Origin of the sequence: Streptomyces noursei, assembly GCF_001646665.1 — a bacterium.
Taxonomy (GTDB): domain Bacteria; phylum Actinomycetota; class Actinomycetes; order Streptomycetales; family Streptomycetaceae; genus Streptomyces; species Streptomyces lavendulocolor.
This window is the reverse complement of record NZ_LWBU01000169.1, coordinates 93,251-117,549: the sequence shown is the minus strand read 5'-3', so window position 1 is coordinate 117,549 and position 24,299 is coordinate 93,251. Positions and strand designations below refer to the sequence as shown.

Annotated in this window: 20 protein-coding genes; 12 read left to right on the top strand and 8 right to left on the bottom strand. The window is 73.3% G+C overall.

Annotation, left to right across the window (positions count from 1 at the left end):
- The first annotated feature begins 27 nt into the window (after nt 1-27).
- The 3 genes from A4V12_RS14225 to A4V12_RS14215 are packed head-to-tail and all read left to right on the top strand — an operon-like array spanning nt 28 to nt 2,776.
- The gene (locus A4V12_RS14225; RefSeq protein WP_234372188.1) at nt 28-900 is read left to right on the top strand and encodes a DUF5819 family protein; all 873 of its coding nucleotides are present in this window, start codon (nt 28-30) and stop codon (nt 898-900) included.
- Nucleotides 897-2,123: an HTTM domain-containing protein gene (locus tag A4V12_RS14220; protein WP_064069697.1), complete on the top strand. Its 1,227-nt coding sequence runs from the start codon at nt 897-899 to the stop codon at nt 2,121-2,123. Before A4V12_RS14225 ends, A4V12_RS14220 begins: the two co-directional genes overlap by 4 nt.
- The gene (locus A4V12_RS14215; RefSeq protein WP_064069696.1) at nt 2,120-2,776 is read left to right on the top strand and encodes a TrmH family RNA methyltransferase; all 657 of its coding nucleotides are present in this window, start codon (nt 2,120-2,122) and stop codon (nt 2,774-2,776) included. Before A4V12_RS14220 ends, A4V12_RS14215 begins: the two co-directional genes overlap by 4 nt.
- 105 nt (nt 2,777-2,881) lie before the next feature.
- Here A4V12_RS14215 and paaN read toward each other — a convergent pair whose 3' ends face one another.
- The gene (gene paaN, locus A4V12_RS14210) at nt 2,882-4,576 is read right to left on the bottom strand and encodes a phenylacetic acid degradation protein PaaN (RefSeq protein ID WP_064069695.1); all 1,695 of its coding nucleotides are present in this window, start codon (nt 4,574-4,576) and stop codon (nt 2,882-2,884) included.
- A 123-nt stretch (nt 4,577-4,699) separates the two neighbouring features.
- Here paaN and A4V12_RS14205 point away from each other — a divergent pair, with 123 nt between their 5' ends.
- The gene (locus A4V12_RS14205) at nt 4,700-6,211 is read left to right on the top strand and encodes a 3-hydroxyacyl-CoA dehydrogenase (RefSeq protein ID WP_199831287.1); all 1,512 of its coding nucleotides are present in this window, start codon (nt 4,700-4,702) and stop codon (nt 6,209-6,211) included.
- A gap of 16 nt (nt 6,212-6,227) precedes the next feature.
- Complete coding sequence (locus A4V12_RS14200) at nt 6,228-6,821, top strand: TetR/AcrR family transcriptional regulator (protein WP_064069694.1); 594 nt, start codon at nt 6,228-6,230, stop codon at nt 6,819-6,821.
- Between the two features lie 204 nt (nt 6,822-7,025).
- Here the strand turns inward: A4V12_RS14200 and A4V12_RS14195 are convergent, their stop codons facing one another.
- A complete protein-coding gene (locus tag A4V12_RS14195) occupies nt 7,026-7,538 on the bottom strand; it encodes an Lrp/AsnC family transcriptional regulator (protein WP_064069693.1) in 513 nt (170 codons plus the stop codon).
- Between the two features lie 197 nt (nt 7,539-7,735).
- Between A4V12_RS14195 and pdhA the strand changes: the two genes are divergently transcribed.
- The 7 genes from pdhA (at nt 7,736) to A4V12_RS14160 (ending at nt 15,883) form a co-directional block, all read left to right on the top strand.
- Complete coding sequence (gene pdhA, locus A4V12_RS14190) at nt 7,736-8,869, top strand: pyruvate dehydrogenase (acetyl-transferring) E1 component subunit alpha (protein ID WP_064069692.1); 1,134 nt, start codon at nt 7,736-7,738, stop codon at nt 8,867-8,869.
- Entirely contained in the window at nt 8,869-9,894 is a 1,026-nt protein-coding gene (locus A4V12_RS14185) for an alpha-ketoacid dehydrogenase subunit beta (protein WP_064069691.1), read from the top strand. The genes pdhA and A4V12_RS14185 overlap by 1 nt, the downstream gene beginning before the upstream one ends.
- Entirely contained in the window at nt 9,894-11,336 is a 1,443-nt protein-coding gene (locus A4V12_RS14180; RefSeq protein WP_064069690.1) for a dihydrolipoamide acetyltransferase family protein, read from the top strand. Before A4V12_RS14185 ends, A4V12_RS14180 begins: the two co-directional genes overlap by 1 nt.
- Before the next feature lie 102 nt (nt 11,337-11,438).
- Complete coding sequence (locus tag A4V12_RS14175; RefSeq protein ID WP_064069689.1) at nt 11,439-12,413, top strand: NTP transferase domain-containing protein; 975 nt, start codon at nt 11,439-11,441, stop codon at nt 12,411-12,413.
- Nucleotides 12,410-13,807 (top strand): molybdopterin molybdotransferase MoeA, encoded by a 1,398-nt coding sequence (locus A4V12_RS34870; RefSeq protein WP_107415407.1) that lies wholly within the window; start codon nt 12,410-12,412, stop codon nt 13,805-13,807. The genes A4V12_RS14175 and A4V12_RS34870 overlap by 4 nt, the downstream gene beginning before the upstream one ends.
- Nucleotides 13,804-14,886: a potassium channel family protein gene (locus A4V12_RS14165; protein ID WP_234372182.1), complete on the top strand. Its 1,083-nt coding sequence runs from the start codon at nt 13,804-13,806 to the stop codon at nt 14,884-14,886. The genes A4V12_RS34870 and A4V12_RS14165 overlap by 4 nt, the downstream gene beginning before the upstream one ends.
- Before the next feature lie 10 nt (nt 14,887-14,896).
- Entirely contained in the window at nt 14,897-15,883 is a 987-nt protein-coding gene (locus tag A4V12_RS14160) for an NAD(P)H-quinone oxidoreductase (protein ID WP_064069687.1), read from the top strand.
- A gap of 236 nt (nt 15,884-16,119) precedes the next feature.
- Here the strand turns inward: A4V12_RS14160 and A4V12_RS14155 are convergent, their stop codons facing one another.
- The 6 genes from A4V12_RS14155 to A4V12_RS14125 all read right to left on the bottom strand — a co-directional run bounded on the left by A4V12_RS14155 (nt 16,120) and on the right by A4V12_RS14125 (nt 24,216).
- Nucleotides 16,120-16,659: a bacterial proteasome activator family protein gene (locus tag A4V12_RS14155; RefSeq protein ID WP_064069686.1), complete on the bottom strand. Its 540-nt coding sequence runs from the start codon at nt 16,657-16,659 to the stop codon at nt 16,120-16,122.
- 100 nt (nt 16,660-16,759) lie between these two features.
- The gene (locus tag A4V12_RS14150; protein WP_064069685.1) at nt 16,760-19,624 is read right to left on the bottom strand and encodes an FtsX-like permease family protein; all 2,865 of its coding nucleotides are present in this window, start codon (nt 19,622-19,624) and stop codon (nt 16,760-16,762) included.
- Nucleotides 19,621-20,412 carry an ABC transporter ATP-binding protein gene (locus tag A4V12_RS14145; protein WP_423563349.1) on the bottom strand — a complete coding sequence of 264 codons (792 nt, stop codon included), beginning with the start codon at nt 20,410-20,412 and terminating at the stop codon, nt 19,621-19,623. The genes A4V12_RS14150 and A4V12_RS14145 overlap by 4 nt, the downstream gene beginning before the upstream one ends.
- 283 nt (nt 20,413-20,695) lie before the next feature.
- The gene (locus A4V12_RS14140; protein ID WP_064069683.1) at nt 20,696-21,328 is read right to left on the bottom strand and encodes a PadR family transcriptional regulator; all 633 of its coding nucleotides are present in this window, start codon (nt 21,326-21,328) and stop codon (nt 20,696-20,698) included.
- 86 nt (nt 21,329-21,414) lie between these two features.
- The gene (locus A4V12_RS37505; protein ID WP_159028870.1) at nt 21,415-22,095 is read right to left on the bottom strand and encodes a hypothetical protein; all 681 of its coding nucleotides are present in this window, start codon (nt 22,093-22,095) and stop codon (nt 21,415-21,417) included.
- Nucleotides 22,096-22,590: 495 nt separating this feature from the next.
- Nucleotides 22,591-24,216, bottom strand: coding sequence for a protein kinase domain-containing protein (locus tag A4V12_RS14125; protein ID WP_064069680.1), 1,626 nt, complete (start codon nt 24,214-24,216; stop codon nt 22,591-22,593).
- Nucleotides 24,217-24,299: the final 83 nt, after the last annotated feature.

Below are 24,299 nucleotides of genomic sequence, written 5' to 3'. Positions count from 1 at the left end.
GCGGCCGGACGCCCCGGGGCCGCCGACCTGGCGCCGCGGCGGGACCGTGCGGCCGGCCCGTCCTGGTCCGCCACGGGCGCCCGGCCGGACGCCGGTTCCCTCACGACGGAGACCAAGCCCCATTCCGAGTCCGAGTCCCGGCCCGAGCGCCACTCGGCCCCCGACGCGCACGCAGCGGCCGCCGCTGACGGGCGGGCGGGCGCGGATGCCCCGGCGGGCGCGGGTGGCCCGGCGGGCCGCGCCGGGATAGCCGCGCTCTCCCTCCCGTACCAGGTGGTGGCTGCCGTCTCGCTCGCCGTCGTGGGGATGTTCGCCTGCATGCACCTGGCCATGGCGTTCCTGCACGTCGCGCCCTCGAACACGCTCACCAAGCAGCACGGCGAGGCCGTCGACGACTGGGTGTTCCCCGAGTTCGAGCAGAACTGGAAGCTGTTCGCCCCCAACCCGCTGCAGCAGAACATCTCCGTGCACGCCCGTGCCGAGGTCGTCGGGACCGACGGCGGGCGCAGGACCACCGGCTGGATCGACCTGTCGGGCGACGACGGCGAGGCGATCCGCGGCAACCTCTTCCCCAGCCACGTGAACCAGAACGAGCTGCGCCGGGGCTGGGACTTCTACGTGAACTCGCACACCGACGCCAACCGCCCCAACGGCATGCGCGGACAGCTCTCCGAGCGCTACATCCGGCGCATCGCCATGCTGCGGCTGGACGCCCACCACCTGGGCGGCAGGATCGAACGGATACAGCTCCGCTCCGCCACTCGGGGCGTCGAGGCTCCTCACTGGAGCGACGAGAAGACCGACACCCGCCCCTACTACCGGGTGCTCCCGTGGTGGACGGTCACCGCGGCGGACCTGCCCGGCGGGGTCACCGGCGGCCGTACGGAGGCGGACAAGTGAACCCGAACGACGCCCCTGCCCGTACCGGCAGCCGTGTCCGTACCGAACCGATCGACCGCCGGCTCGCCCGCGCCGTCCAGCGCGTCACCGGCGCGGCCCTCGGGCCGTACCAGGCCGCCGTCGTCCGCATCGGGTTCGCCGCCGCCTGGCTGCTGTTCCTGCTGCGGGAGTTCCCCCACCGCCACGAGCTGTACGGGCCGGACGGCCCCTGGTCGTGGGACATGGGCCAGCAGCTGATCGCCAACAACCACGCCTTCACGGTCCTGATGTGGTCGGACGGCGTGCTGTGGTTCGAGACCGTGTACGCCCTCGCCGTGCTGTCCAGCGTCCTGCTGCTGATCGGCTGGCGCACCCGCACCATGTCCGTGCTGTTCATGGTCGGCGTGCTGTCGTTGCAGAACCGCTCCATCTTCATGGGCGACGGCGGGGACAACGTCATCCACCTGATGGCGATCTACCTGGTCCTGACCCGGTGCAGCCAGGTCTGGTCCGTCGACGCCCGCCGGGCGGCGCGCCCCGGGCCCGCGCGCGATCCGCTGGGGCCGGTGATGTGGGTGGTCCTCGCCCTCGGCCTGGTCGCCGCGTCGCTGTTCATCGGCCGGACCGGCGAGCCATGGCTTCTGGTGCTGCTGTGGCTGGTGTGGGCGGCACAGGGCGTGTGGTGGCTGGTGTGCCGGTACGCGCCGGGGCAGCCGCGCATCCTGGCCGACGTCCTTGCCAACCTGGTGCACAACGCCACCCTGGTCGTGATCATGGCCGAGGTCTGCCTGATCTACGCGACGGCCGGCTGGTACAAGATCCAGGGCTCACGGTGGCAGGACGGCACGGCGCTGTACTACCCGCTCAAGCTGGACTACTTCACCCCCTGGCCCCTGCTGTCGGACGTGCTGGCCGCCAGCGGCGTGATGGTGATGGTGCTGACCTACGGCACCGTGATCGTGCAGGTCGCCTTCCCCTTCACGCTGTTCAACCGGCGGGTCAAGAACGTCCTGCTGGTGGTGATGATGCTCGAGCACGCCGGGATCGCGCTGCTGCTCGGGCTGCCCTTCTTCTCGCTCGCCATGATCGCCGCCGATGCCGTGTTCCTGCCGACGGTGTTCCTGATCTGGCTGGGCACCCGCGTCCGGCGCGGCCGTGACCGGCTCCTGGCGGGCTCCCGCCGGATACCGCAGCGACAGCGGGACGCGTCGGAGGAGCCCGGCCCCCGTACCCTCGTGGGGTGAGCAGCGAGACCCCCCTCCAGTACGACGACGGCTACGCCCCCGAGATCGGCGTCGGCCCGCACCCCCGGCCGTGGCCGGAGGACGAGCGGTACGACCCGGAGCTGCTCGCCGGCGGCGACCGGCGCAATGTGGTCGACCGCTACCGGTACTGGCGGCGTGAGGCGATCGTCGCCGACCTGGACACCCGGCGGCACGACTTCCATGTGGCCGTGGAGAACTGGGGCCACGACTTCAACATCGGCTCCGTCGTGCGGACCGCGAACGCCTTCCTGGCCCGGCAGGTCCACATCGTGGGCCGGCGGCGCTGGAACCGGCGCGGCGCCATGGTCACCGACCGGTACCAGCACGTGCGCCACCACCCGGACACCGAGTCGCTGACCGCATGGGCCGAGTCCGAGGGGCTGCCGATCATCGGGATCGACAACCTCCCCGGGGCGGTGCCGCTGGAGCGGACGGAGCTGCCGCGCCGCTGTGTGCTGCTCTTCGGGCAGGAGGGCCCCGGCCTCACGGACGAGGCGCGCAAGCACGCCGCGATGGTCTGTTCCATTGCCCAGTTCGGCTCCACCCGGTCGATCAACGCCGGAGCGGCGGCGGCGATCGCCATGCACGCCTGGGTGCAGCGCTACGCGGAGATCTCCGGGCCGGGGGCCTGATCCCGCGGTGACGCCGGCTCCGTGGCGTCCGGTGGCCCGGGCCCGTGATGCCGGTGGGTGCCCGGCCCGGTGGTCCCGGGCCCGGCACACCCGCTCAGCCGCCCGTCACGCCTGGCTGCGCACCTCGACCACCCGGAAGCGGTTGGCCACGAACGCGCTGTCGCACAGGGCCGCGTTCGCTGCCGGGTTGCCGCCCGAGCCGTGGAAGTCGGAGAACGCGGCGGTCTGGTTGACGTACACCCCGCCCGTCAGGTTCAGCGACAGCTGGGCCGACTCCTCCAGGCAGACCTCCTCGACGGCACGCTCCACGTCCGGAGAGGTCGTGTAGGCGCCGACCGTCATCGCGCCCTTCTCCCGCACCGTACGGCGCAGCAGCTCCAGCGCGTCGGCGGTGGACTCGACCGAGACGGCGAAGGCGACCGGGCCGAAGCACTCGGACATGTACGCCGCCTCCGCGTCCGGCTTGGACCCGTCCAGCCTGACCAGCACGGGTGTGCGGACCACGGCGCCGGGGAAGTCGGGATTGGCCACCTCGCGGGAGGCCAGGGCCACCTCGCCGAGCCCCGCGGCCGCTTCCAGGCGGGCCTTCACGTCCGGGTTGACGATGGCGCCGAGCAGGGCGTTCGCCCGGGCGTCGTCGCCCAGCAGCCCGCTCACCGCGGCCGCCAGGTCGGCCACCACCTCGTCGTAAGACTTGGGTCCGGCGTCCGTGGTGATGCCGTCGCGCGGGATCAGCAGGTTCTGCGGGGTGGTGCACATCTGGCCGCTGTACAGGGACAGGGAGAAGGCCAGGTTGGACAGCATCCCCTTGTAGTCGTCGGTGGAGTCGACGACGACCGTGTTGACGCCGGCCTTCTCCGTGTAGACCTGCGCCTGGCGGGCGTTGGCCTCCAGCCAGTCGCCGAAGGAGGTCGAACCGGTGTAGTCGATGATCCGGATCTCCGGGCGGACGGCCAGGTCCTTGGCGATGCCCTCGCCCGGGCGCTCGACCGCCAGGGCGACCAGGTTCGGGTCGAAGCCGGCCTCGGCCAGCACCTCGCGCGCCACCCGGACCGTCAGCGCCAGCGGGAGCACGGCCCGGGGGTGCGGCTTGACCAGCACCGGGTTGCCGGTGGCCAGGGAGGCGAACAGGCCGGGGTAGCCGTTCCACGTCGGGAAGGTGTTGCAGCCGATCAGCAGGGAGACGCCCCGCGGTACGGGGGTGAACGTCTTGCGCAGCTCCAGCGGGTCCCGCTTGCCCTGCGGCTTGGACCAGTCGGCGTCCAGCGGGGTGCGGACCTGCTCCGCGTACGCGTACGCCACCGCCTCCAGGCCGCGGTCCTGCGCGTGCGGGCCGCCCGCCTGGAACGCCATCATGAACGCCTGGCCGCTGGTGTGCATCACCGCGTGCGCGAACTCGTGCGTACGGCCGCTGATGCGGGCCAGGATCTCCAGGCAGACCAGGGCGCGGGTGTCGGGCCCGGCGTCCCGCCAGGCCGCCATGCCGGCGCGCATCGCGGGGAGCAGGACGTCCACGTCGGCGTGCGGGTACTCCACGCCCAGCTCCGGGCCGTACGGAGAGACCTCGCCGCCGGTCCAGCCGTCCGTGCCGGGCTGGTCCAGCTCGAAGCGGGCGCCGAGCGTGGCCTTGTGCGCCTCCAGCCCGTCGGCGGCGCTCAGCGAGCCGTCCTCCCCGTACGCCTTCGGGTGCTCGGGGTGCGGGGACCAGTAGGCCCGGGTGCGGATGGCTTCGAGGGCCTGTTCCAGCGTGGAGCGGTGCCTCTCGGTCAGGTGGTCGGAGGTGAGCTGAGCGGCGGCCATGACGGACCAACTCCTCGTCGAGCTGGGCAGGGACAGGCGGACAGAGCTAGAGTAACCGAACGATCGGTCGGGACAAGGGGGTCTCCCGAACCTGTGGACAGCTCATCGGGGAGGATCACTGTCATGACCGACAACATGGCCATCGAGCGGAGCCGCACCGTCGCCGTCGTGGGCACCGGCACCATGGGGCAGGGGATCGCCCAGGTCGCCCTGGTGGCCGGCCACCCGGTACGGCTCCACGACACCGCGCCCGACCGTGCGCGGGAGGCCGCCGAAGCCATCGTTGGGCGCCTCGACCGGCTGGTCGAGAAGGGCCGGATGTCGCCGGAGGAGCGGGACGCGGCGGCCGGACGGCTGAGCGTGGCGGAGGCCCTCGACGACCTCGCCGACGCCGCCCTCGTGATCGAAGCCGTGGTCGAGCGGCTCGCGGTCAAGCAGGAGCTGTTCGCCCGGCTGGAGAAGACGGTCGCCGACGACTGCCTGCTCGCCACCAACACCTCCTCCCTGTCCGTCACCGCCATCGCGGGGAAGCTGCGCCTGCCCGGGCGTTTCGTCGGGCTCCACTTCTTCAACCCGGCCCCCCTCCTGCCGCTCGTCGAGGTGGTCAGCGGCTTCGCCACCGACGACACCGCCGCCACGCGCGCGTACGCCACCGTCAAGGAGTGGGGCAAGACGCCGGTGCGCTGCGCCGACACCCCGGGCTTCCTCGTCAACCGCATCGCCCGCCCCTTCTACGCGGAGGCGCTGCGCCTGTACGAGGAGCAGGCCGCCGACCCGGCCACCATCGACGCCGTCCTGCGCGACTGCGGCGGCTTCAGGATGGGGCCGTTCGAGCTGACCGACCTGATCGGCCAGGACGTCAACGAGGCCGTCACGCGCTCCGTCTGGGACGCCTTCCACCAGGACCCGAAGTTCGTTCCGTCCCTCGCCCAGCGGCGCCTGGTCGAATCGGGACGTCTCGGCCGGAAGACGGGCCAGGGCTGGTTCGCGTACACCGAGGGCGCCGAGCGGCCCGCGCCCCGGTCGGAGGCGCCCGCACCCGCTCCCGCGAAGGTCACCGTCCACGGCGACCTCGGCCACGCCGAGCCGCTGGTCGGGCTGATCGAGGCGGCGGGCATCAAGGTGCGGCGCCAGAAGCGCGGCGGCCACTTCACCCTGCCGGGCGGCGGCCACCTCCTGCTCGCGGACGGCGAGGCGGTCTTCGAGTACGAGGGTGAGGAGATCGTCTACTTCGACCTCGCCCACGACTACACGGCCGCCACCCGGATCGCCCTGGCCACCGCCCCGACCACCTCGCCCGAGACCCTCCAGGAAGCCGTCGGCCTCTTCCAGGCCCTCGGCAAGGAGGTCACGGTGATCGGCGACGTCCCGGGCATGATCGTCGCCCGTACCGTCGCGATGCTCGTCGACCTGGCCGTGGACGCGGCCGACCGCGGCGTCGCCTCGGCCGAGGACATCGACACCGCCATGCGCCTCGGGGTGAACTATCCGGCCGGTCCCTTCGAATGGGCCGCCCTGCTCGGCTACGAGAAGGTCTCCCAGCTGCTCGGCGCCCTGCACACGCGTTACCCCAACGGCCGCTACGCCCCCTGTCTCGGCGTCGTCCGCCGCGAGTACGAGGAGAGGGCGCGATGAAGGGCAAGGACCGCCGATGACCACCGCCAAGCGCGATACGTACACCCCCGAGACGTTGCTCTCCGTCGCCGTCCGCGTCTTCAACGAGCGCGGCTACGACGGTACCTCCATGGAGCACCTCTCCAAGGCGGCCGGCATCTCCAAGTCCTCGATCTACCACCACGTGGCGGGCAAGGAGGAGCTGCTGCGGCGTGCCGTCAGCCGGGCCCTCGACGGGCTCTTCGCGGTCCTCGACGAACCCGGGGCCACCCGGGGGCGGGCCATCGAGCGGGTCGAGTACGTGACCCGGCGCACCGTCGAGGTGCTGATGGACGAATTGCCGTACGTGACGCTCCTGCTGCGCGTACGCGGCAACACCACCACCGAGCGGTGGGCTCTGGAGCGCCGCCGCGAGTTCGACCACCGGGTCGCCGACCTCCTCAAGGCGGCCGCCGCCGACGGCGACCTCCGCGCCGACGTGGACATACGCCTGGCCACCCGGCTCCTCTTCGGCATGGTCAACTCGCTGGTGGAGTGGTACCGGCCGCAGCCGGGCGGCGACGCCGAACGCCGGCAGGTCGTCGAGACGATCGTCCACCTCGCCTTCGACGGCCTGCGCACGAGCCCCTGAGCCCCTGGGCCCCTCGGCGGGGCGCCACTGCCCGGCGGGGCCGCGCCTCGCCGGACGGGGCGGCCGCGCCTCGCCGCCGGACGTGGCCGGAACACGGCCGCGCGGCGGGCCGCCGCGGCCCCCTCTCCCGGGCGGTGACGGCATCCGTCCTCCTGAGCCGTCCCGCCTCGCCCCGCCGCGCCCCGTCGTCCCCCGGCCCGTGCGTCAGAGCTCGTCCGTCAGGGCCCGCCGGTTGAGGTCGGTCTCCTCGAAGACCAGCAGCGTGCGGGTGGACAGCACCTCCGGGATGGCCTGGAGCCGGGTCAGGACCAGTTCGCGCAGCGTGCGGTTGTCCGGCGTGTGCACCAGCAGGAGTACGTCGAAATCCCCGCTGACCAGGGCGATGTGTGCCGCGCCCGGCAGCGCCTGGAGCTGTTCGCGGACCGTGCGCCACGAGTTCTGCACGATCTTGAGCGTGATGTAGGCGGAGGCGCCCTGACCTGCTCGTTCATGGTTGACCCGGGCGCTGAAGCCACGGATCACCCCGTCCTCGATCAGCCGGTTGATGCGTGCGTAGGCGTTGGCGCGCGACACGTGCACGCGATCGGCCACGGACCGTATCGAGGCGCGGCCGTCCGTCTGGAGGATGCGGAGGATGTCGCGGTCGATCGCGTCGAGCGGCCGGGGCGGCGCCTGGGCATCGTCGCCCGGCGGCCCCTGGTCCCTGCCTTCGGCCATTTGTTCAGCTGCCACGTCCCCCCGCCTCTCATGCATGGACGACCTGTCTCTATCCCAGGCTGTGGAGAACCGTTTGTCCACAGACCGGAGGCGCCTGTAGCCAAAATGCCGCCACGACCGAACAATCGGTAGGTGAGGCGCGTCACAGTCGCGTCCCCCCACGGGTCTTATGCCCGCTCCCACGAGGAGGTGCTGTCATGACGGTCCAAGAGCTGCCCGGTGCCGCCCCTTACCGGCCCACCCCGCCCCCGGCGTGGAAGCCGCGTACCGACCCCGCACCGCTGCTCCCGGACCCCGAGCCGTACCGGGTGCTGGGCACGGACGCCGCGGCCGGGTTCGCCCCCGAGCTGCTGCGCCGGCTCTACACCGAGCTGGTGCGCGGCCGCCGGTACAACACGCAGGCGACGGCCCTCACCAAGCAGGGCAGGCTGGCGGTCTACCCGTCGAGCACCGGCCAGGAGGCGTGCGAGGTCGCCGCCGCCCTGGCGCTGGAGGACCGGGACTGGCTCTTCCCGTCGTACCGCGACACCCTCGCCGCCGTGGCGCGCGGCCTCGACCCCGTACAGGCGCTGACCCTGCTGCGGGGCGACTGGCACACCGGGTACGACCCGCGCGAGCACCGTGTCGCTCCGCTGTCCACTCCGCTCGCCACCCAACTGCCGCACGCCGTGGGTCTCGCCCACGCGGCCCGGCTCAAGGGCGACGACGTGGTGGCGCTGGCGATGGTGGGCGACGGCGGCACCAGTGAGGGCGACTTCCACGAGGCGCTGAACTTCGCCGCCGTCTGGCAGGCACCGGTCGTCTTCCTGGTGCAGAACAACGGCTTCGCGATCTCCGTCCCGCTGGCCAAGCAGACCGCGGCCCCCTCCCTGGCCCACAAGGCCGTGGGGTACGGGATGCCCGGCCGGCTCGTCGACGGCAACGACGCCCCGGCCGTGCACCAGGTCCTCTCCGAGGCGGTCGCCCGCGCCAGGCGCGGTGGCGGCCCCACGCTCGTGGAGGCGGTGACGTACCGCATCGACGCCCACACCAACGCCGACGACGCCACCCGGTACCGGGGCGACGGCGAGGTGGAGGCCTGGCGGGCCCACGACCCGATCAGGCTGCTGGAGCGCGAGATGACCGACCGTGGTCTGCTCGACGAGGACGGCGTACGGCAGGCCGCCGAGGACGCCGAGACCATGGCCGCGCGGCTGCGGGAGCGGATGAACGCCGACGCCCGCCTCGACCCGATGGACCTGTTCGCGCACGTGTACGCCGAGCAGACGGCACAACTGCGGGAGCAGGCGGCGCAGTTGCGTGCCGAGCTCGACGCCGAGGGTGATGTGTGATGACGACCGTGGCAAACGCGGCGGCCAAGCCCGCGACCAAGCCCGCCACCATGGCCCAGGCGCTCCAGCGCGCCATGCGCGACGCCATGGCGGAGGACCCGTCCGTCCACGTGATGGGAGAGGACGTCGGCACGCTCGGCGGCGTCTTCCGCGTCACCGACGGGCTCGCCAAGGAGTTCGGCGAGGACCGCTGCACCGACACCCCGCTCGCCGAGGCGGGCATCCTCGGCACGGCCGTCGGCATGGCGATGTACGGGCTGCGGCCGGTGGTCGAGATGCAGTTCGACGCCTTCGCCTACCCGGCGTTCGAGCAGCTGCTCAGCCACGTCGCGAAGATGCGGAACCGCACCAGGGGCGCCATGCCGCTGCCGATCGTCGTGCGCGTGCCGTACGGCGGCGGGATCGGCGGCGTCGAGCACCACAGCGACTCGTCCGAGGCGTACTACATGGCGACTCCGGGGCTCCATGTCGTCACGCCCGCGACGGTCGCCGACGCCTACGGGCTGCTCAGGGCGGCGATCGCCTCCGACGACCCGGTGGTCTTCCTGGAGCCCAAGCGGCTCTACTGGTCGAAGGCCCAGTGGTCGCCGGACGCGCCCGACCCGGTCGAGCCGATAGGCCGCGCGGTGGTCCGGCGGGCCGGCCGCGGCGCCACCCTCATCACGTACGGCCCGTCGCTGCCGGTGTGCCTGGAGGCCGCCGAGGCCGCGCAGGCGGAGGGCTGGGACCTGGAGGTCGTGGACCTTCGCTCGCTGGTGCCGTTCGACGACGAGACGGTCTGCGCGTCGGTGCGGCGCACCGGGCGGGCGATCGTGGTGCACGAGTCGACCGGTTTCGGCGGACCCGGCGGGGAGATCGCCGCGCGGGTGACGGAGCGGTGCTTCCACCACCTGGAGGCGCCGGTGCTGCGGGTGGCCGGGTTCGACATCCCGTACCCGCCGCCGATGCTGGAGCGGCACCACCTGCCGGGCGTGGACCGGATCCTCGACGCCGTGGCGCGTCTGCAGTGGGAGGCACAGAGCTGATGGCCCAGGTGCTGGAGTTCAAGCTGCCGGACCTCGGGGAGGGGCTGACCGAGGCCGAGATCGTGCGCTGGCTGGTCGACGTCGGCGACGTCGTCGCCGTCGACCAGCCGGTCGTCGAGGTCGAGACGGCCAAGGCGATGGTCGAGGTGCCCTGCCCGTACGGCGGCGTGGTCACCGCGCGGTTCGGCGAGGAGGGCACGGAACTGCCCGTCGGGGCGCCGCTCCTGACGGTCGCGGTGGGCGCCACCTCGATGCCGGGAGCGGCATCCGCCGCCGGCGCCGCGGAATCCGTGCCGGCGTCGTCGAACGGGTCCGGGGCGGCGAGCGGGTCCGGGGCGGCCGGCGCGTCGGGCCCGGCCGCGGAGGGCTCGGGGAACGTGCTCGTCGGGTACGGCACGGCCGCCCCGGCGGCGCGCAGGCGCCGGGTCCGGCGGGACGCGACCGGCCCGGCGGGCCCGGCCGGCGCCCCGGCGCCCGCTCCGGCACCCGCCTCGGCGTCGGCCACCGCCACGGCCACGGTCACGACCGGCGCGGCTCCGGCACCGGGGGTCCCCGCGCCCGCCGACGGGCCGGTTCCGGTGATCTCGCCGCTGGTGCGGAAGCTGGCCCGGGAGAAGGGGCTGGACCTGCGCCGGCTGCGGGGCTCCGGCCCCGACGGCCTGATCCTGCGGGCGGACGTGGAACGGGCGGTGGCCGCTCCGGCGACGGAGGAGGTCCCCGCACCCGCACCCGCCGGGGCGGTGGCGGCCGGCGCCGGTGAGCGTGTGCCGCTGCGCGGCGTGCGCGGCGCGGTCGCCGACAAGCTGGCCCGCAGCCGGACCGAGATCCCCGACGCCACCTGCTGGGTCGACGCGGACGCCACCGAGCTGATGGCCGCCCGGGCCGCGATGAACGCGGCCGGAGGGCCGAAGATCTCCCTCCTGGCGCTCCTCGCGCGGATCTGTGTCGCCGCACTCGCGCGCCACCCCGAGCTGAACTCCCGGGTCGACATGGCCGCCCGGGAGATCGTGCGCCTGCCCGAGGTCCACCTGGGCTTCGCCGCGCAGACCGACCGGGGCCTGGTCGTGCCCGTCGTCCGTGACGCGCACCGGCGCACGGCGGAGTCCCTCACGGCGGAGTTCACCCGCCTGACCGAGGCCGGCCGGGCCGGGACCCTGACGCCGGCCGACCTGACGGGCGGCACGTTCACGCTGAACAACTACGGCGTGTTCGGGGTCGACGGCTCCACGCCGATCATCAACCACCCCGAGGCGGCGATGCTGGGCGTCGGCCGCATCGTCCCCAAGCCGTGGGTGCACGAGGGCCAACTGGCCGTCCGGCAGGTCGTCCAGCTGTCCCTGACCTTCGACCACCGGGTGTGCGACGGCGGCACGGCGGGCGGCTTCCTGCGGTACGTGGCCGACTGCGTGGAACAACCGGCGGTGCTGCTGCGAACGCTGTGACACCTGTGGTTCCTGTGACCGCATGAGGGCCGGGGGCGGCGCGTCCCCGGCCCCGGCAGCCCCGGGGGTGGGCGCACGCGCACCCCTGGGGATACTGGTGCCGTGAGCCCATTTGACGTCGTCGTACTCGCCGGGGGTGCCGCCAGGCGGCTCGGTGGCGTGGACAAGCCGGGCGTGAGCATCGGCGGGAGGACCCTGCTCGATCGCGTGCTCGGGGCCTGCCCGGACGCCGGACGGGCCGTCGTCGTGGGCGGACGCCGCGCCACCGCGCGTCCCGTGGTGTGGGCGCGCGAGGAGCCGCCGGGCGGCGGGCCGCTGGCCGCGCTGGCGGCCGGTGTGCGGCACGTGGAGGCCGACACGGTGGTCGTCCTCGGCGGCGACCTGCCGTTTCTCCAGGACGGCGGCGTCCGGCAGTTGGCCGACGCGCTGACGGCCGGGGACGCCGAGGGCGTCCTGTCCGTGGACGCCGACGGACGGGACCAGCCGCTCGTCGCCGCGTACCGCACCGAGCCGCTGCGGCGCGAACTCGCCCTCCTGGCGGCGGAACACGGCAACCTGACCGGACTGCCGCTGCGCCTGCTCGTGCAGGAGCTGCGCCTCCTGCGGATCCCGGCCGCCCCCCTCGCCTCCTTCGACTGCGACACCTGGGAGGACATCGCCGCCGCCCGGGCCACGATCAGGGAGCATGGGAACGTGCTGGACGAATGGATCACCGCAGTCAAGGCCGAGCTCGGCATCGACCTGGACGTCGACACCGGCGTCCTGCTCGACCTCGCCCGGGACGCCGCGCACGGCGTCGCCCGGCCGGCCGCGCCGCTCACCACCTTCCTGGTCGGGTACGCGGCCGCCAAGGCGGCCGGGGACGGCCCCGAGGCCGTCTCGCGGGCGGTGGCCGAAGCCGCGCGCCGGGCGTCGGCCCTCGCCGACCGCTGGGCCGCCGAGGCGGACGGCGCCCCCAGCTCCGCGACCGGCAGCGGCCCCTCGACCGGCAGCGGCCCCGCGACCGGCACCGGCCCCTCGACCGGCACTGGCCCCGGGAGCGGCACCGGAACCGAGAGCGGGACCGGCGAGAGATGACCGACCCGGAAGTCGACGGCGTCGACGAAGCGCTCGCCCTGGTGGGGCCACCGGCCCGGAAGCCGGAGCGGCACCGGGCCACGCCCTGGGCCGAGGCCCGGTCCGTCGCCGCCCGCCTGGGCACCGCACGCCCCGCCCCGACGCGGCGGGTCCCCCTCGACCAGGCGCTGGGCGGTGTCCTCGCCCAGCCGCTCGCGGCGCTCACCGACCTGCCGTCCTTCGACACCTCGGCCATGGACGGGTGGGCCGTCGCCGGCCCCGGCCCCTGGCGCGTCGGGGAAGGTGGCTCCGTCCTGGCCGGGCACGCGCGGACCGCACCGCTCCCCGACGGCGAGGCGGTACGGATCGCCACCGGGGCCCGGGTACCGCCCGGTGCCACCGCGGTGATCCGCAGCGAGCACTCCCGGACCGACTCCGGCGGTCAACTGCACGCCCAGCGGGACGTGACGCACGGGCAGGACATCCGGCCGCGCGGACAGGAGTGCCGCTCGGGCGACCACCTGCTGCCCGCCGCCACCCCCGTCACCCCAGCCGTCCTCGGCCTCGCCGCCGCTGCCGGATACGACGAGCTGCACATCGTCGAACGCCCGCGCGTCGAGGTCCTCGTGCTCGGCGACGAACTCCTCACCTCCGGACTCCCGCACGACGGGCTCATCCGCGACGCCCTCGGCCCGATGCTCGCACCCTGGCTGCGCGCGCTCGGCGCCGACGTGACCGTGACCCGCCGTATCAGGGACGACGCCGACGCGCTGTACACGGCGGTGAGCGGTACCCGGGCGGACGTGGTGATCACCACCGGCGGGACAGCCGCGGGACCCGTCGACCATGTGCACCCCGTCCTGCACAAGGCGGGCGCCGAACTGCTGGTCGACGGGGTGAAGGTCCGCCCCGGCCACCCGATGCTGCTCGCCCGGCTCACCCCGGCCTCGTACCTCGTGGGGCTCCCCGGCAATCCGCTCGCGGCCGTCTCGGGCCTGCTCACCCTGGCCGAGCCGCTGCTCCGCGGGCTGGCCGGCCGCCGCGACCCACAGGCGCGCCGGGCGGCCGTCCGCGACGCGGTGCACGGCCACCCCCACGACACCCGGCTGGTGCCGGTCACCAGCGCCACCGGACATGCCGCCGGACACACCGCCGCCGGACACACCGCCGCCGGACACGGCTCCACCGCACACGGCTCCACCGGACACCCGACCGGCCGTGCACGGGGCTCCGGAGCATCGGCCTCCGGCGCACCGCTCGTCGTACCTTTGCACTACAACGGCCCGGCCATGCTGCGCGGCATCGCCGCGGCGGACGGGCTCGCGGTCGTGCCGCCGGGCGGCGCCCGAGCCGGTGACGTACTGGAAATCCTCGATCTGCCCTGGGCGGCGACCACCGAGAGGTGTTTCACGTGAAACTTCCAGGCCAGGACGTGATGGCCCGCGGCGCCGAGGAGCATCTCGTCGGCGGGCAGATCCGGCTCCCGAACCCCATCATCCAGCGGCCGCTGCGGCAGGTGGGCGCACGGCTGTTGATGGCCCTGGCCGTGCTTCTCCTCACCGTCGCCATCGTCTATCTCGACCGCGGTGGCTACCACGACAACGCCGACGAGTCGGTCGACCTTCTCGACGCCATCTACTACGCGACCGTGACTCTGTCGACGACGGGCTACGGCGACATCGTTCCGCACAGCGACAGCGCGCGCCTGGTGAACGTGCTGCTGGTGACCCCGCTGCGCGTGCTGTTCCTGATCATCCTGGTCGGTACCACTCTCGAAGTCCTCACCCAACGGACCCGCGAGGAGTGGCGGCTCAAGCGCTGGAGGTCCACCTTGCGCGACCACACCGTCATCATCGGCTTCGGCACCAAGGGTCGGTCGGCGATCCAGACGCTGTGCGCCACCGGTCTGAAGAAGGACCAGATCGTCATCGTCGACCCGAGCAGCAAGGTCGTCGAGACGGCCAACGCGGACGGGTTCACGGGCGTCATCGGCGACGCGACCCGCAGTGACGTCCTGCTGCGCGCCGAGGTGCAGCGCGCACGGCAGATCGTCATCGCGACCCAGCGCGACGACACCGCCGTCCTGGTCACCCTCACCGCCCGCCAGCTCAACCGCGGCGCGAAGATCGTCGCGGCGGTGCGGGAGGAGGAGAACGCGCCGCTGTTGCGCCAGTCCGGCGCCGACGCAGTGATCACCAGTGCCAGCGCCGCCGGCCGGCTGCTGGGCCTGTCCGTGCTGAGTCCGAGCGCGGGCACGGTGATGGAGGACCTGATCCAGCAGGGCAGCGGCCTCGACCTCGTCGAACGCCCGGTCATAAAGGCCGAGGTCGGCAAGAACGTACGGGAGACGGACGACCTGGTGATCAGTGTCCTGCGCGGTCACCGGCTGCTCGGGTACGACGACCCGTCGGCGAGCCCGTTGCAGCTGACCGACCGGGTCATCACGATCGTACGGGCGCGCAGTGTGCCGCCGCTGAGGACGCCCCCGGAGTAGCCTCGCGGCCATGCATGCGATCACGATTCCCGAACCCGGTGGTCCCGAGGCTCTTGTGTGGGCCGAGGTGCCCGACCCCGTGCCCGGCGAGGGCGAGGTCCTCGTCGAGGTGGCGGCGAGCGCCGTCAACCGTGCCGATCTCCTGCAACGGCAGGGCTTCTACAACCCCCCGCCCGGCGCCTCCCCCTACCCCGGTCTCGAATGCTCCGGTCGTATCGCGGCGCTCGGGCCCGGGGTGGCCGGCTGGGCCGTCGGCGACGAGGTGTGCGCGCTGCTGGCGGGCGGCGGTTACGCGGAGAAGGTCGCCGTACCGGTGGGGCAGCTGCTGCCCGTGCCGGACGGCGTGGACCTGGTGACGGCGGCGGCGCTGCCCGAGGTGACCGCCACGGTCTGGTCGAACGTGTTCATGGTGGCGAACCTGCGTCCGGGGGAGACGCTGCTGGTCCACGGCGGCGCCAGCGGCATCGGCACGATGGCGGTCCAGCTCGCCAAGGCGGTGGGCGCGCGGGTCGCCGTGACGGCGGGCGGCCCGGAGAAGCTGGCGCGCTGTGCCGAGCTGGGGGCCGACATCCTGATCGACTACCGCCAGCAGGACTTCGTCGAGGAGCTGCACAAGGCGACGGACGGGGCGGGCGCGGACGTCATCCTCGACATCATGGGCGCGAAGTACCTGGAGCGGAACGTGAAGGCGCTCGCGGTGAACGGGCGGCTCGCGGTGATCGGCCTCCAGGGTGGGCGGAAGGCCGAACTCGACCTCGGCGCCCTGCTGAACAAGCGCGCGGCGGTGACGGCGACGTCGCTGCGGAAGCGGCCGCTGGACGAGAAGACCGCGATCATCGCGGCCGTCCGTGAACACGTCTGGCCGCTGGTCGGAGCGGGCAGCGTCCGCCCCGTCGTGGACCGCGCCTACCCCATGCCGGAGGCGCCGGAGGCCCACCGCACGCTGGAGGACAGCTCCCACGTGGGCAAGGTGCTGCTCACCACACCGGCCGCCTGACGGCCAGTGCCCGCGCGGCGCCGACCGGCTGCTGAAGCCGACCGGCCCCCACGCAGCGGCGAGGCCCGGCACACGCGTCGTGTGCCGGGCCTCGCGCTGGATGCTCCAGGCCGCCGCAGGGCCGGTACCGGCCGGTCGCCGGTGCCGCCTGCCCCACAGGCCGTGTCCGGCAGGGCGTGTCCCACAGGGCGTGTCCCACCGGCCGTGTCCTGCACGCCCTGCCCTACAGGGCGTGTCTACAGGTAGGGGCCGGAACGGATCGCGCCGTGGCCGCCGTCCTCGTCGTCGGTCGGCGCGCCCGGAGGCAACGCCCGGCGCATCTGCTCCAGTTGGGCACGAGCCGCCATCTGCTGGGCGAACAGCGCCGTCTGGATGCCGTGGAACAGACCCTCCAGCCAGCCCACCAACTGGGCCTGCGCGATGCGCAGTTCCGCCTCGGAGGGGATCGCCTCGTCGGTGAACGGCAGGGAGAGACGCTCGAGTTCCTCCACCAGCTCCGGGGCCAGACCGTCCTCCAGCTCCTTCACCGAGCTGGCGTGGATGTCCTTCAGGCGGACCCGGCTGGCCTCGTCGAGAGGTGCCGCGCGGACTTCTTCCAGAAGCTGCTTGATCATGCTGCCGATGCGCATGACCTTGGCGGGCTGTTCGACCATCTCCGTCACCGGGACCTCGCGCGACTCGTCGTCACCGTCACTGCCGCCGAGCGCCATGCCGTCCTGGCCCACGACCAGGATCTGAGGGTTCTCGTGCGACCGTTCATTCCTCGGCATCTCCATGCCAGCCATTCTCTCGCACGGGTGCGTCATCACACGGTCTGCCCCCGTACGAGGGTGATCCACCCTCGTACGGGGGCACAACCGCCCGGGACGGCGCCCGTTACGTCGCCGCGCGGCGGGCCAGGGCTCCGCGCGAGCGGGTGACGGCGGCGGCCAGGAGCGCCGCGCCCAGCGGGACGGCGACCAGCAGGGCGGCCAGCGTCGCCCACGGGATGATGATCGGCACGTGCGGCATGTCCGCCAGACCGCCGAGGTCCAGGGCCGTCTCGTACCAGCTCATCTGCTGCCGCCGTTCGGTCAGCCGCAGCCCGATCGCCGGCAGGACGCCCGCCGCCGATCCGAGCAGCACGCCCATCACGGCGACCACCCCGCACTGGAAGCCGCTCAGCGTCCGCCGCACGCGCGGCGGGGCACCGACGGCGGCCAGCGTCTTCAGGTCGGCCTCCGCGTCGGCCTGGGCGAGACCGGTGGCGATCCCGGCGGCGCCGATGGTGATCAGACCGGCGAAGACGGTCAGCGCCAGCAGCACGATGCTGCTCTTGCTGACGAATCCTTCCTCCACATGCAGTTCCGCATTGGCGCCCGTCTTGGACAGCTCGTCGTCGAGCTTCTGGCGCTGCTCCGTGCTCGGCATGCGGTCGGTCGAGAAGTACGTACCGAACGGCACGGTCGTGATCCCCGCCGCCTTGGCGGCGGCCGGCGGGACGATGCCCGCCAAGCCGTAGGACTCGGTCCCCGAGGCCGCCTGGTACGTGTCGAACGAGGCGATCCTGCCCGGCGGTTCCTGACCCTTGGCCATGGCCGCATCGGCCTTGTCGATGTCGGTGATCAGCCTGATGCCCAGCTTGCCCTTGGCGTCGACCATGGTGCGGGAGAAGGTCACGACCTTGCCCTCGGCCAGCGCCTTCTCGGCCGCCGGGTCCTTGATCTCGAGCACCTTCAGGAGCTTGGCGTCGGCGACGACCAGGCCGCTCTCGGTGTACGCCGAGCTCGGCGTCTCCTTGCACCGCCAGTCCTGGGCTAGCTTGCGGCGTTCGGCCTTGGTGTACTTGTCCGACGGGTCCGAGCCGTCGGGCTGGTAGACCCACAGCGGGCACTGGTTGGTCACGGGGATGACCACCTCGTGACGGCCGCAGCCCTCGGCGTCCCCGTACATCTCGCAGGTGGCCTTGCCCACCACGATCCGGTTCACATCGGCCCGCACGTCGACGGGCAGGTTCTTCTGCACCGCGTCGCTCACCGCCGGGACGTCCCGGCCGCCGCCCTCGGTGACCACGACGGAGACCGCGCCGTGCGGCAGTCGCGCCTCGTACGCCGCCCGCTGCTGGGCGTCGTCGCTCGCCTGGTACGTGGCCACGGCGACCGTGCCCGCCACCGCGGCCAGCACCGCCGCGACCGCGGGAGCCGTACGCCCCCGGTTGCGCACCGCGTCACGCAGCGCCAGGCGCGGCGAGAGCGGCAGCCAGCGGCCGGTGCGCCCGAAGAGGCCCACCAGGGCGGGCGTCATGGCGACGACACCCAGCTCGGCGAGGGCACTGCCGCCCGCCACGATGATGAACTGGTCGGAGACGACCGACCCGTACAGCGCGATCGCGCCGCCCAGGAGGACGGCGGCCAGGCCCACGAGGGGCAGGACGCGGTTGCTGCGGCGCACTCCGCGCCGCCCGGTGAGCGAGGCGAGCACCGTCTGGCGGGACGCGGTGACGGCCGGCACGACGGCGGCCAGCAGACCGGTGAGCACGGCGAGCAGACCGATGCCGAGCAGTTCCAGCGGCCGGACGTCGAAGGCGCCGAAGCGCTGGCCGAAGGACTCCTCCAGCACCGGCTGGAGCGCGAAGGCGAGGATCAGGCCGAGCACGGTGCCCACCACCGCGGCGACGGCGCCGATCACCAGGCCACCGGCCAGGACGATCGCCCGGATGTGCCGGCGGTCGCCGCCATTGGCCCCGACCAGCCCGAGCTGGCGCCGCGAGCGGCGGGCGCCGACCGCGAAGGCGGGACCGGCCAGCAGGCAGATCTCCAGCATGGCCAGGCCGACGACGGTCCCGGCGGCCGCGAGCGCGGCGGCGTCGGCAGCCGCGCTGTTGCCGTAGTTGCCCCAGCCGTCCTGCTGGAACATCGGGACGTCGGAGTCGGCCGGCGGGTCGAGCGCGACGGCCCGCGACATCACCATGACGCCCTTGGTGTTGGCGTCCTTGACCATGTTCCACGTGAAACCGTCCGAACCCCCCGAGCGGGGAAGGGCCAGCAGGTGCGTGGTGGACGTGCCCGCACTGGACATGCCGGCCGCGTCGAGGGCCTTGCCCAGCGGGCCCAGGAAGCTCCCGGGAAGGGCGTTGAGCTGGTCGGCCTTCAGATCGTTGGGCAGCTCGTAGGAGCCGACGATCCGGTACTCGCGGTCGAGTCCCCGCGCGGCCACCGTCGAGCCGATGCCGAGTCCGCTGGACTCCAGGAAATGCGTGGTCGCCGCGACCTCGTCGGCCTTCTGCGGGAACCGGCCGTCCTGGAGGGACAGGATGCCCCGGGCCATCGGGTCGTCCGCCTTGAGCTCGCGGATCTCGGTCTGGAGGATCCCGTGCGCGGTACGGACCTTCCCCATGCCGGTGGAGTCGGTCAGGACCGTGGAGCCGGCCGGGAAGGACTTGGTGACATCCGTACGGCCCTCCGGCCACGGCTTGTTCTCGTAGTCGCCCACCGGCGTGGAGGTCTCCTCCACCGGGTGCTGGAAGATCGGCACCCCGCCGTAGTCGGGGTCGACGATCCGGGCGTCGGCGGCACCGAGCGTACGGGCCATCCGTTCCTCGGTGGACAGCTCCGATGTGCGCAGCGTCAGGTCGGCGGCGCTGACACCGAGGATCGGCAGCGCGATCATGGCCAGCACGAGGAAGCTGCGGCCCTTGAAGCGCCAGGCGTCACGGCGGGCGATGCGCACCGCGGCGCGCCAGGAGTGGATCCAGTTGTTCACTCGGCCGTCCGCCCCGTGAGCAGGGAGTCGGCATCGCTGCGTATCGTCTGGTCGACGACCGCGCCGTCCCGCAGGAAGACCACCCGGTCCGCCCAGGCGGCGAACCGGGGCTCATGGGTGACCAGGACGCCCGCCGCGCCCGCGTCGCAGCGGGCCCGCAGCAGCGCGAGCACGGACTCGCCGGTCTCGGAGTCCAGGGCGCCGGTCGGTTCGTCGGCGAGGACGAGCCGACGGTCGCCGACGAGCGCGCGGGCGATCGCCACGCGCTGCTGCTGGCCGCCGGACATCTCGTCGGGGAACCGGTCGGCCAGGTGACCGAGGTCCATCTCCTCCAGCGCGGCGATCGCCTCCCGGCGCGCCTTCCGGGCGGAGGTGCCGTCGAGTTCGCGCGGCAGGGCCACGTTCTCGGCGGCGGTGAGCGCCGGGATGAGGTTGTAGTCCTGGAAGACGTACCCGATGCTGCGGCGGCGCAGCGCGGCGAGCGTCTTGCGGTCGGCCGCGGTGATGTCCGTGTTCTCCACGATCACCCTGCCGGAGCTGGGGGTGTCCAGGCCGCCGGCGATGGTGAGCAGCGTCGACTTGCCGGAGCCGGACGGCCCCATGACGGCGACGAGTTCGCCGGGGAAGACATCGAGGTCGATGCCGCGCAGGGCGTGCACCTCGGTGGCGCCGGACCCGTGGACGCGGGTCAGGTTCTGCAGTTGCAGCACGGGCTGCACGGTGTGCGGACCCGGCTGACCCGGCTGGTTCGGCTGGCTCTGCTGCGGTGAGCGGGATGGTGAGGACATGGAGACGGTTCCCCCTTGACGCACGGCCGCGGCGGCGCGGGCGTACGGAGCGGATGCGTACGAGGTGTACGGGTGTACGGGTGTACGGGTGTACGGGTGTACGGGTGTACGGGTGTACGGGTGGACGAGTGGTGGTGCGCGCCTGCGACGTGACGACAGGCGCACGGGTCGCGCGGAATGCGCGGGACTGATGAGGTGCGTGATGCCTGGCCGTACCAGGCATCACGGGACGGGCGTACCGGTCGGCGCGCGAGCCGCTGTAGGGGCCCGCGCCGGGGGCAGGTCACGCCCCTGGACGCGACACCGCCCGGCCCGGCTCGGCCCGGCGCGGCGGGGTGGCCGGAGCGGGCGGGGCACCGTCCCGGGGGGCGGTGGCGGAGAGCCTGATCAGGCGGGCCTCGCAGTGGTCGAGCCACCGCGCCTCCGCCTCCGTCTGGAAGATCAGCTGCTCCAGGACGAGCAGCCAGGCCACGTCGTCCCGCTCGCGCTCCGCGCCGCTCTCCAGCGCGGTCAGGGCCTGTGCCTTGAGCCGCGTGTAGTCCTGCATCGCCTTGACGGTGTGCCGTCGCTGCGACTGGATGACGTCGCGGATGTCGACCCCCGGTGCGCCGACCGCCATGGCGAGCTTGATGGCCAGCTCGTCACGGGCGGGACTGGTGCGGTCGACCGGCTTCTCGAACCAGAGCTTCAGCTCCGCCCGGCCGGCCTCGGTGATCGTGTAGAGCGCGTGCCCGGCCCCGTCCTCCCCGTCCTGCTCGACCAGGCCGTCGCGCTCCAGGCGGCTGAGCGTCGTGTAGACCTGCCCGACGTTGAGGGGCCAGGTGGAGCCCGTGCGCGATTCGAACTCCGTACGGAGCTGCGAGCCGTAGCGCGGGCCGCGTTCGAGAAGGGCCAGAAGCCCGTGCCGGATGGACATACTCAGTATGTATACCGAGTATGTCGGCGCCGACAAGCGACCTGAGAGGGAGGCGCGGTGTCCGCCTCAAGAGGGACCCCGGGGGGTCAGCGGCGCCTTATGCGCAGCCCGAGGAAGCCGAGCCCGAGGCCCATCATCGCGAGTCCGACTCCCAGTGTCAGTACGGGAATCTGCCGGTCAGCGAGGGTGTCGGCGGCCTGCGCGGCCGGCTCGTACGCGGCTGCGGGCGGCGAGCGCGGCGGGTCGACCGCCGCGGGGGACTCCGTCTCGGGTACCGCTTCGGCCTCCGGCTCGTCCTCCGGGGGCATGCCCGGCGCTGTTGCCGTTTTGGTACGAGCGGGGTCGGCCGAACCGGATGCGGCGCCCGGCGACGCGTCGTCGGAGGGGGTCATGGACGGCGACACGGGCCGCCCGGGCCGCTGCCGCCCCTCCCCCGCGGGACGCCCGGCGAGCGAGGGCGTCACGGCGGCGTGCCGCGTGGGCCCGAGGATCGCGCCGGGGCCGAGGACCGCGCCCGGCCCGATGTCCGTACCCCTGCCGGCCCCGGAGGCCGAAGCCGGGGGCGAGGAGGAAGGGGCGGACGGGGAGGGCGCGGAGGGCGCGCCCGAGGACGCGTCACCGCCGGGCCGGACGAGCCCGGGGCCGCCGGGCTCCCCGGCGGGGCGGGTCTCTTCCGCGTACGCGGCGGGGGCGCCCCACACCGTGGACGCGGCCAGCAGCAGGGCGGCGACCGCCGTCGCGCACCGTGAGTCAAGTCTGGGAGCCACCGGGTGACCCCTTCCCGTGCCGAACCGCCAGGAGCCGTCACGACGGGCTCCACAACGGACTCAGCCTCACACGGGGGAAGCCGCCCGGCATCCCGGGCGACTCCACAGCCACCCACAGGAGTTACGCGGCCCCTCGCCAGGCGCCTCTCGTCCCCGACCGCCCGCAGGGGCGGGCCCGGATCCTCCCGGCCGCGTCACCGCGGCGCGACCCGCCGCACGCCGGCCGGGATCACCGCGAGGCACGACCCGCCGCGCGAAGCCGAGGTCGCCGCGCGACCGCCGACGGGGCGGCGCACATGCCGCGCAGGGAGATCGGCGCCGAGAACCGCGGACGCCCACGGCGCCGGTACTCGACCGGGCGTTCAAGCCACCGCGCCGGTACCGGTACTCGACCCGGCGCAGCAAGTCCCGGCGCCGGTGCTCGACCGGGCGTTCAAGCCACCGCGCCAGTACCGGTACCCGACCGGGCGCTCGGGCCACCGCGCCGTGTCGCCGTTACTGACCCGGATCGCCCGTCGCGACGGTCAGCTCGAAGGTCTGGTTGCCGGGCACCACGGCCGTCCCCTCGGTCGGGAACTGGGAGATGACCTGGTCCTCGGCGAACTGCGGGTCGTCCACTTCCTTGATGTTGAACTTCCAGCCCGCCGCCTGGATGCAGCTCTTCACCGAGATGACGTCCTTGTAGGTGAAGCTGGGTGCCTGGACCTTCGACGGGTCGTCGGAGTCCTCCGACGCGTCCGTGCACTTGGTGGTCTCCATCGTGCGGTGCCGCTCCGGGGGCTTGTGACCCGCCTGGGGGTCCTCGGCGGACTGGCTGGCGCCGCCGCCGCCCGCCTGGTTGCCCGGGTCCTCGTCGTCGCCGTTCATGGAGATGGCCGCGATGAGACCGCCGATCGCGAGCAGGGCCACCGCGACTGCCCCCACGATGACGGGCATGTTGCTCTTGCCCCCGCCGCTCGACGGCGACGGACCCACGGTCTGCGGCGAAATCGTGTACGGCGGGGCGGGCGTCTGGTACGCGGGAGCCGGCTGGGGCTGCTGCTGCGGGTAGCCGTAGGACGGGGCCGGGGACGGGGTGGGCGCCGGCGTCCCGTACGGCGGCTGGTACGGCGTCTGGACGCCGTGCGGCCCCGGCGCCGGGGTGGTGTGGTCGACCGGCGGGAACACCGCCGAACCCACCCCCGCCCCGCTGTTCGCGTGCGGCGCGCCCTGGACGATGACCGGCGCACCCGTCTGGCCCTGGCCCGCCGACAGCAGCCGCAGGCACTCGTCGCGCATGGCGGCGGCGCTCGGGAAGCGCTCGTTCGGGTTCTTCTTCAGGGCGCGCGCCACCAGCGCGTCCATCGCCGGGGTGATCGACCGGTTGATGGAGGAGGGCGCGACCGGCTCCTCCTGCACGTGGGCGTACGCGATGGCCAGCGGAGAGTCCGCGTCGAACGGGATCCGCCCGGTCAGCAGCTGGAACAGCATGATGCCGACCGAGTACAGGTCGGAGCGGGCGTCGACGCCGCGGCCCAGGGCCTGCTCCGGGGAGAGGTACTGAGGGGTGCCGACGACCATGCCGGTCTGGGTCATCGACGTGACGCCCGACTGCATGGCGCGGGCGATGCCGAAGTCCATGACCTTGACCACACCGCGCTTGGTCATCATCACATTGCCCGGCTTGATGTCCCGGTGGACCAGGCCCATCTCGTGGCTGGTCTCCAGGGCGGCGAGCACGTCGGCGGTGACCTTCAGCGCCTTGTCGGCCGGCATGGCGCCGTGCGCCTGGATGTCGGCCTGGAGCACCGAGCCGAGCGGCTGGCCCTCCACGTACTCCATGACGATGTACGGCATGAGCGAGCCGCCGAGGTCGTCCTCGCCGGTGTCGAAGACCGACACGATGTTGGTGTGCTGCAGCTTGGCGACGGCCTGCGCCTCGCGGCGGAAGCGCTCGCGGAACGACTGCTCGCGCCCCAGCTCGGTGTGGAGGGTCTTGATGGCGACCTGCCGGTCCAGCGCACTGTCGTACGCCAGGTACACGGACGCCATGCCGCCCTCGCCCAGCAGGTCGCGAAGCTGGTACCGGCCGCCCGCCACCGAGCCGCCCGCATAGCGGCCCTGTGCGCCGTCCTGGCTCATGTCTTGCTCCCCCGTGCGCGCGCGTCCGTGGTGGCCGCGGTGAATCGCGGTGATCCGGTTTTTACGGGCCAAGTCTGCCCGAG